We start from the raw sequence: 9,169 nt of genomic DNA, 5'->3' as shown, positions 1-9,169 counted from the left end.
CGTAAATATCGGCGACAGCCTTCTTGGACCAGAAGATGTCTGTCCCGGCGACATTTATGCTTTAGACGAAAGCCAGCCGCCGCTGCGCTTGGTCGTGACCCGCGCAGAAGGCTTGCAACGCGTCGGGTCGGGGTCCGCGGTGGGGCAAATCGGCGACCCGCTGCGCTTTGAGGCCCGCTACACAATGATGAGCAGCGAAGGCGATCAGGTTGATCTTGTGCTGATCTCGTTGCCCGGTCGGGCGCGTTTTGTGCTGCCGATGTCACCCATCGCCGCGTTGAACGAATACACTTTGCTGAAAATCGACGACGCGCCGCAAGATACTGGCCTTGCCGACCTGCTCTGCGTGTCGTTTGCGCGTGGCACGATGATCACTATGGCATCGGGGCAGCAGTGCGCCATCGAATCGCTGAAAACCGGTGACAAGGTACTAAGCCGGGATCACGGCGGCCAGCCTATCCGCTGGATTGGCTCTACCACCCTGCGCGCTGTCGGAGCATTTGCTCCGGTGGTGATCACGGCAGGCACTCTGGGCAATTCCGGCGATCTGATTGTCAGCCAGCACCACCGGATGTTCTTGTATCAACGCGAGCGAAACGCCCATCTGGCCACTTCTGAATTGCTGGTTCAAGCCAAGCATCTCGTTGACAACAAGTCAGTTTTCATCCGGGAAGGCGGCTTTGTCGATTTCTTCAGCATCGTGTTTGACCATCACGAAATTATCTACGCCGAGGGGGTTCCCGCCGAAAGCCTAATGGTCAACGATGCCACAGTGCACCGTTTGCCGCCTGAACTATCCGAAGACGTCAAAACCCGCTTCCCCGGCCTTAGCCAAAACCAACACTTTGGCACCGAAGCCGGCAGGCAATTTCTTGATGCCGTCGGGCCGGGGGCTTTGTTCAAATCACCGCGCATCACCGCCGCGCGGCAAAGGTAGACGCTGCCGCCGCTTTCCGCTAAAGCCCGCCCATGCTTGACAATCGCCAGCCCCTCCCGCCCGAAATCGCCCGCCGCCGGACCTTTGCGATCATTTCGCACCCCGACGCTGGCAAAACCACATTAACCGAGAAATTCTTGCTGTTCGGTGGCGCGATCCAGATGGCTGGCCAAGTCCGCGCCAAGGGTGAGGCCCGCCGTACCCGCTCGGATTTCATGAAGATGGAGCAAGAGCGCGGGATTTCGGTTTCCGCCTCCGCAATGTCCTTCGATTTCCGGCAGTATCGCTTTAACCTTGTCGATACCCCCGGTCACTCAGATTTTTCCGAGGATACCTACCGCACTTTGACCGCCGTGGACGCCGCAATTATGGTAATTGACGGCGCAAAAGGCGTGGAGTCTCAGACCCAAAAGCTGTTTGAAGTCTGCCGGATGCGCGATCTGCCGATCCTGACCTTTTGTAACAAGATGGACCGCGAATCGCGCGATACCTTTGATATAATTGACGAAATCCAAGAGAATCTCGCGATTGACGTAACCCCTGCGTCTTGGCCAATCGGCATGGGTCGCGACTTCATCGGTGCCTATGATCTGCTGCATGATCGCCTTGAAATCATGGACCGCGCCGACCGCAATAAGGTCGCCGAAACCATCCAAATCTCGGGCTTAGACGATCCGAAACTCGCCGATCACATCGCGCCTGAGCAGTTGAAGAAACTCCGCGAAGAGCTTGAAATGGCAAAGGAATTACTGCCAGCCTTTGACCGTGCCTCGTTCCTGAACGGCTCAATGACGCCGATCTGGTTTGGCTCGGCGATCAATTCGTTTGGCGTCAAAGAACTGATGGACGGCATGGGCGAATATGGCCCGGAACCGCAGCCGCAAAAAGCCTCCGAACGCCAGATTGCGCCGGAAGAACAAACCGTTACTGGTTTTGTGTTCAAAGTGCAGGCCAATATGGACCCAAAGCACCGCGACCGCGTGGCGTTTGTGCGGATGGCCTCAGGCCACTTCCAGCGCGGCATGAAGCTGCTGCATGTGCGCTCCAAAAAGCAAATGGCCATCGCCAACCCGGTGATGTTTCTCGCCGCTGACCGCGAATTGGCGGAGGAAGCTTGGGCAGGCGATATCATTGGCATCCCGAACCACGGCCAGTTGCGCATCGGCGACGCGCTGACCGAGGGCGAATCTCTGCGCTTCACCGGCATCCCGTCGTTTGCGCCCGAACTGCTGCAAGTTGTGCGCGCCGGCGATCCGATGAAGGCCAAGCATCTGGAAAAAGCCCTGATGCAATTCGCCGAAGAGGGTGCTGCGAAGGTTTTCAAGCCGATGATCGGTTCGGGCTTCATCGTCGGCGTGGTTGGGCCGCTTCAATTTGAGGTTTTGGCGAGCCGGATTGAACAGGAATACTCGCTGCCCGTGCGTTTTGAACCAAGCCAGTTCACCTCGGCTCGCTGGGTGTCCGGCGCGAAGGCCGAGGTCGAGAAATTCATCAACGTAAACAAGGGCCATATCGCCATCGACAATGACGGCGACACGGTTTTCCTGACCCGGCTGAAGTGGGACATTGATCGTATTGAGCGCGATTATCCCGAGTTAAAGCTGACCGCGACCAAAGAGATGATGGTTTAAAGCGGCGAAGTTCTTTCACTGTTCTTGCCTGCCGCCAAGAAAGCGGCAGATTTTGCAGCACTTGATGGCCCTGCCCTGCGCGATCTCGCCGCTTACGGCACTGCAACTGGCTGGGCCACCACCGGGCTTTTTGCAGCAGATGCCGTGCGCAGCCTCGGCGCATTCCATTTCAATGTGATCCGCCAGCTGTTCGGGACGCTGTTGTTGGCGCTGATGGTGCTCGCGACGGGCGGCTTCAACCAACCAGACAGCATCACCCTGCAGACCCTTGCCATTTCCGGACTCTGACGCACTCTGCTGGGCGATACGCTGAATTTCGCACCTGCCAACGGCCGAGCGCGCTCAGTTGGGCATGTGCCGCGTTGGCAATCCGAAGTCTGGCGTTGATCTTCGCGCGCTTGGCTTAATTTTTTCGCTCGGGCATTTTGCTGTTTTTCGCCGGAAGTCTTGGGCGATCCGGAGCAAATTGCCCTACATAATGCTGCCCTATTTCGGCAATATGCCGTACATTAGTGGCAATGATGCCATCACGACCCAGCGACCGCCCCTTGCACCCCCGCGCGTGAGGCGGCTTAGTGCGCCAAATTCCTGCAAATGAGGCCGTTGATGTCGCTGAATACCGAAGTGCAAACCTTGCTGGCTCAGCTTGGCGTCACACCCAAGCCGGGCCAAATGCCCACCCGCACGCCAATCACCGGCGAGTCGCTCGGCCCCATCGCTGAACACAGCGCCGCCGAGGCTGAGGCCGCCATCCAAGCCGCTCACCGCGCTTACCGTGATTGGCGCAATGTTCCCGCCCCGCAGCGTGGTGAATTGGTGCGCCTGCTTGGCGACGAACTCCGCGCCAACAAGGCCGCCTTGGGCCGCTTGGTGTCGATCGAGGTCGGCAAGGTGGTGTCTGAAGGCTTGGGCGAAGTGCAGGAGATGATTGACATCTGCGACTTCGCAGTTGGCCTGTCACGGCAACTATACGGCTATACGATTGCGTCTGAACGCCCGAGCCACCGGATGATGGAAACTTGGCATCCCATTGGCGTCATTGGCGTAATTTCCGCTTTCAACTTCCCGGTAGCAGTGTGGTCGTGGAACACGGCGCTGGCTTTGGTCTGCGGCAATGCCGTGGTATGGAAGCCTTCCGAAAAAGCATCGCTTTCGGCAATGGCGGCTCACGCCCTGTTGGAACGCGCCCTGAAACGCTTCACGGATGCCGGTCATCACGCCCCCGACGGGCTGTCCAGCCTGCTGATCGGTGGCCGTTCTTTGGGGGAGGCTTTGGTCGATAGCCCGAAGGTTGCGCTGGTTTCTGCCACAGGTTCGACCCGCATGGGCCGCGAAGTTGGCCCAAAGGTTGCCGCTCGTTTTGGTCGCTCACTCCTCGAACTCGGTGGCAATAACGCAGCCATTGTCACCCCCTCGGCGGACCTCGATCTCACTCTGCGCGGCGTGGCGTTTTCGGCAATGGGCACCGCAGGGCAGCGTTGCACCACCCTGCGCCGCCTGTTCCTGCATGACAGCATCTACGACGCCTTCCTGCCCCGCCTGAAAGCCGCCTATGCGAGCGTCAAGGTCGGCAACCCGTTGGAAACCGGCGTGCTCATTGGTCCGCTGATTGATGATGGTGCATTGGACGGCATGGCAAAGGCGCTCGACCAAGCCCGGGCGGCGGGCGGCACCGTGCATGGCGGCGAACCTGTCAGCGGTCTGAGCGGCGCTTATGCGCATCCGGCACTGGTTGAAATGCCCGCCCAAGTTGGGCCCGTGGTGCATGAGACTTTCGCGCCGATCCTTTATGTGATGCGCTACAAGGACTTCGACGACGTTCTTGAGAAACACAATAAAGTGCCGCAGGGGCTTTCCTCGTCGATCTTCACCAATGATCTGCGCGAGGCAGAGGCTTTCCTCTGCGCCCGTGGCTCTGATTGTGGTATCGCCAACGTCAACATCGGCCCCTCGGGTGCCGAAATTGGCGGCGCGTTTGGCGGTGAGAAGGAAACTGGCGGCGGGCGCGAGAGCGGTTCGGATGCTTGGAAAGCCTATATGCGACGGGCTACCAACACTATCAACTACGGCACCACCCTACCACTGGCGCAGGGTGTCAGCTTCGATATCGGCCAGAACCGGACCAATACCGGGTGTTTTATCCACAATCCTTGACCTTCCGCGCGCATTCAGGTATGCGCGCGGAAGGGCCGTAGCGCCCAGACGCCGGGGCGCCCGGAAAAGCAGCGTCCCTTCATTTCATGCGGGCCGAACCCGCATCTTTAGGACGCAGATGACCAAATTCTCAGATCTCGCGCTGGACCCCCGCGTGCTCAAGGCCGTGGCGGAAGCCGGCTATGAAACCCCCACCCCGATCCAAGCCCAAGCCATTCCGCACGCGTTGCAAGGCAAAGACGTGCTCGGCATCGCCCAAACTGGCACTGGCAAGACCGCGAGCTTCGTGCTGCCGATGGTCACTTTGCTGGGCCAAGGCCGCGCTAAGGCACGGATGCCGCGTTCGCTGGTGCTGTGCCCGACGCGCGAACTCGCCGCGCAAGTGGCGGAAAACTTTGAAACTTACGCCAAATACACCAAGCTGACCAAAGCCCTGCTGATCGGCGGCGTGTCGTTTGGCGAGCAAGACAAGCTGATCGACCGTGGCGTCGATGTGCTGATCGCCACCCCCGGCCGCCTGCTCGATCACCATGAGCGCGGCAAACTGCTGCTGACCGGTGTGCAGATCATGGTGGTGGATGAGGCCGACCGGATGCTCGACATGGGTTTCATCCCGGACATCGAGCGCATTTTCAGCCTGACCCCATTCACCCGCCAGACCTTCTTCTATTCGGCGACGATGGCGCCGGAAATTGAGCGGATCACCAACACGTTCCTGTCGAATGCGGTGAAAATCGAAGTCGCGCGGCAAGCCACCGCTTCGCTGACGATTGAGCAAAAGCTGATCCAGTTTACGCCCTCGCGCAAAGACAAATCTTTCGCCGAAAAGCGCGCGGTGTTGCGGGCCTTGATCAAGGCCGAGGGTGAGACTTGCACCAACGCGATCATCTTCTGCAACCGCAAGATGGACGTCGATGTGGTCTCGAAGTCGCTGAAACAGCACGGCTTTAACGCCTCGCCAATTCACGGCGATCTCGATCAATCGGTGCGCACCAAGACGCTCGACGGCTTCCGCGATGGCTCGGTGCATTTGCTGGTGGCGTCCGATGTCGCGGCACGCGGGCTTGATATTCCCGCCGTCAGCCATGTGTTCAACTTCGATGTGCCTTCGCATCCTGAAGATTACGTGCACCGCATTGGCCGCACCGGTCGCGCGGGGCGTTTGGGCAAGGCCTATTCCATCGCTGTGCCGTCGGATGACAAATACATCAACGCGATTGAAGCTCTTGTAAAACAGCCAATTCCGCGCGGCGAAGTGCCAGAAGGCGCGCTCGAAGGCGCATCCGATGTGCCAGAACGCGCGCGTGAAGAACGCGGTGCGTCTTCGTCGCGCAGCCGTGGTGGCCGTGGTCCGCGTGAACGTGGTCTGCGTGAGGATAAAGCGGTGGAAGCCGTTTCGGTTGAGGCAGTCGTTGAAGTTGCCGTCGAGCAGCCTCGGATTGAGCAACCGCGCGCTGAGCAGCCTGAACGGACCGAGCAATCGGCAAGATCTGAGCGCCCTCGTCGTGAAGATGATCGCCGTTCCGAACCGCGCAGCGATAACCGCTCTGACGTGCGTTCGTCGGATGGGCGCGGCGATAGCCGCTCCTCCGAAGGTCGGGGCGAGCAGCGCAATGATCAACGCAATGATCCGCGCAATGACAGCCGTTCTGACACCCGCAACGAACCGCGCCGTGATGATCGTCGCGACTATCGCGGTGGCCGTGACAGCGGCGGAGAGCGTGTGGTTGGCATGGGCGATCACATGCCTGACTTCCTGCTGCGCAGCTTTGCGATCACTACCACCACAGCGGACGAACCAGAGGAAACGCTGGCGACAGGCTCTGAAGGCTGAAGCTAAGCCACTCAATGAAAGAGGGCCTCGCAATCTGCGGGGCCATTTTTTCATTTCAATCGCCGAAGCTAGCACACTATTCCACGCCGCCCCGGCCTTGAGCCGGGGCCTCATGGTGTGAAGCGAGGCCCCAGCTCAAGGCCGGGGCGGCGTTGCGGCTACTCAGCCGCCAAACGGCTAACGACCACGATAACCTCAGGCTTTTTGCCGATCTCCTCCATCGACACCTGCCGGACTATCTTGCGCAACGCTTCGTCCATCTTGTCGTCATTGGCGAGCAGCTTACGGCCAGCACCGTCAAGGAACTCGGTCAATTCCGTTTCGAGGGTTTCCGCCAGGTTCCGCCCACCTTTGCCAGTTTCCGGCAGGCCCATCAGTTCAACCCACGCCTCACCCAACGGCTTGTCTTGCTCGTCCAAAATCACTGTCACCATCGCCAAGCCGTTCAGCGCCATGCGGATGCGGTTGCGCACCACACCGTCCAGCGCGACGATCAGCACCGAGCCGTCAAGGTAGGTGCGGCCCGCCTCAATACGCTCGGCAACCTTCGGCATATCGCCAGTGATGTCCATCATCATGCCGTTTGTGACAACCGCCGAAGCGATGCCAGCCTCAAGCCCGATGCGGGCATGTTCGCGCAAATGACGGTGTTCGCCGTGCATCGGGATCAGCATATCGGGCAGGAACAAGCGGTGGACATGCTCCAGATCCGGGCGGTTGGCATGGCCCGAGACGTGATAAAGCCCATTGTTGTCATCAACGATATTGACGCCCTTCTCCGATAAAGCGTTCACAATCGCATAGACGCCGCGTTCGTTGCCGGGGATGATTTTCGACGAGAACAAGAACGTATCACCGTCTTTCATCTCAATCCCAAGATACTTTCCGCGTGAAAGCTGCGCCGAGGCCGCGCGACGTTCGCCTTGGCTTCCGGTCACGATCAGCATCAGGTTCTTGCGCGGCACTTCCAGCGCCTGTTCCGGTGTAATCGTCGGTGGAAAATCTGTCAGCACGCCGGATTCTTCCGCCGCTGAAACCATCCGCTTCATTGCACGCCCCAGAAGGCAAACCGAGCGATCCGCCATCCGGCCAGCTTCGGCCAAGGTTTTCAGACGGGCAACGTTAGAGGCGAAAGTCGTCGCCACCACCATACCGCCCGACGATTTAATCAGCTCAGCAATCGGGGCTTTTAGAGTACTTTCCGAGCGACCTTCGTGCAGCGAGAACACGTTGGTACTGTCGCACATCAGCGCTTTGATCGGCCGCTCGGCAGCAATAGCCTCCATCACGGCGTCATCCCAGCCTTCGCCGACAATCGGCGTCGCATCGCGCTTGAAGTCGCCGGAGTGGAAAATGCGACCCGCTGGCGTATCAATCACCAAACCGCCGGATTCCGGGATCGAGTGTGCGACAGGCACGAACTGCACTTTGAAAGGGCCAGCCTCAACCGTATGCGGCCGCGACTCAACAGTGGTGATCGCATCTTTCGGCAGGCCGTATTCTTCAAACTTCAGCCGCCCAATCGTGGCGGTAAACTTCCGCGCGTAGATTGGTTTGCGCAGCGACGGCCACAGATGCGCCAAAGCGCCGATGTGGTCTTCATGCGCGTGGGTGATGAAAATCGCCTCAAGCCGGTCGAGCTTATCGGCCAGCCACGAGATATCCGGCATGATCAGATCAACGCCGGGCGAGGTATCCATATCCGAAAAAGCCACGCCGAGATCGACCAAAATCAGCCGCTCGCGCCCCTTCGGGCCATAACCGTAAATATAGGCATTCATGCCGATCTCGCCGGCCCCGCCTAATGGTAGATAAATCAGCCGCTCACCGCTCATGCCGTTTCCTTGTTGTGGTTGTTGATCAGGACAAGGCCATGCATGGTCAGATCGTCCTCAATCGCGTGAAATAGCTCAGTTCCCTGAGCAAACAATGATGCCAGGCCGCCGGTGGCAATAACTTTCATCCCAAGATCGCGCTCGCGGCGCACTTCTCGGACGATGCCTTCGATCAAGCCAATGTAGCCCCAATACACGCCCGATTGCATACAAGCCACCGTATTCGTGCCGATCACCTTGGCGGGCCTTGCGATGTCAATATGCGGTAACGCGGCTGCTGCGGTATGCAGCGCCTCAAGGCTCAGATTGACGCCGGGAGCGATCACACCGCCGACATACGCGCCATCAAAATCCACCACGTCGAAGGTCGTCGCTGTGCCAAAATCCACCACAATCAGGTTGCCGCCGTGGCGGTCGAAGCCCGCGACGGCGTTGACCAGACGATCAGGCCCGACTGTGGTGCCTTGATCTACGCGAGGCGGCACGGGCAGATTACACTCTGGCTTTCCCACCACCAGCGGGCGGCAGTCAAAATACCGATTGCACAGCACACGCAAGTTAAACACCACACGCGGCACGGTAGACGAGATGATCGCTTCGTCGATCTGCGCTTCGGTTTTGGTCAGCATCAGCAGGCTGGACAGCCAGACATAATACTCATCCGCCGTGCGGGTATGATCGGTGGCAATCCGCCAAGTGGCAATGAAGCGCGCACCATTCCAGATCGAAAAAACCGTGTTGGTGTTGCCGCAGTCGATGGCGAGAAGCATTTGTGCGT

The 9,169-nt window shown here is 59.2% G+C and carries 7 protein-coding genes; 5 read left to right on the top strand and 2 right to left on the bottom strand.

Features of this window, described 5'->3' with window-relative positions; translation table 11 throughout:
• From JWS10_RS02230 to JWS10_RS02210, 5 genes are all read left to right on the top strand, one after another.
• On the top strand, positions 1-937 hold a 937-nt coding region (locus JWS10_RS02230; protein WP_299504310.1), incomplete at its 5' end, for a Hint domain-containing protein.
• A gap of 32 nt (positions 938-969) precedes the next feature.
• On the top strand, positions 970-2,568 hold the full coding sequence (locus JWS10_RS02225) for a peptide chain release factor 3 (protein WP_299474745.1): 1,599 nt from the start codon (positions 970-972) through the stop codon (positions 2,566-2,568).
• A 24-nt stretch (positions 2,569-2,592) separates the two neighbouring features.
• Positions 2,593-2,856 carry a hypothetical protein gene (locus tag JWS10_RS02220; RefSeq protein WP_299504308.1) on the top strand — a complete coding sequence of 88 codons (264 nt, stop codon included), beginning with the start codon at positions 2,593-2,595 and terminating at the stop codon, positions 2,854-2,856.
• 318 nt (positions 2,857-3,174) lie between these two features.
• Positions 3,175-4,722 (top strand): aldehyde dehydrogenase family protein, encoded by a 1,548-nt coding sequence (locus tag JWS10_RS02215; RefSeq protein ID WP_299504306.1) that lies wholly within the window; start codon positions 3,175-3,177, stop codon positions 4,720-4,722.
• Between the two features lie 118 nt (positions 4,723-4,840).
• A complete protein-coding gene (locus tag JWS10_RS02210) occupies positions 4,841-6,556 on the top strand; it encodes a DEAD/DEAH box helicase (protein WP_299504304.1) in 1,716 nt (571 codons plus the stop codon).
• Positions 6,557-6,714: 158 nt separating this feature from the next.
• On the opposite strand, the gene JWS10_RS02205 is transcribed toward JWS10_RS02210, so the two are convergent.
• Complete coding sequence (locus JWS10_RS02205) at positions 6,715-8,391, bottom strand: ribonuclease J (protein WP_299504302.1); 1,677 nt, start codon at positions 8,389-8,391, stop codon at positions 6,715-6,717.
• Positions 8,388-9,161 carry a type III pantothenate kinase gene (locus JWS10_RS02200; RefSeq protein WP_299474685.1) on the bottom strand — a complete coding sequence of 258 codons (774 nt, stop codon included), beginning with the start codon at positions 9,159-9,161 and terminating at the stop codon, positions 8,388-8,390. The genes JWS10_RS02205 and JWS10_RS02200 overlap by 4 nt, the downstream gene beginning before the upstream one ends.
• Positions 9,162-9,169 lie beyond the last annotated feature (8 nt).

Source organism: Cypionkella sp. (assembly GCF_028290025.1).
Lineage (GTDB): Bacteria > Pseudomonadota > Alphaproteobacteria > Rhodobacterales > Rhodobacteraceae > Cypionkella.
The sequence above is the reverse complement of the archived record's forward strand: the minus strand, read 5'-3'. Positions and strand labels throughout refer to the sequence as shown.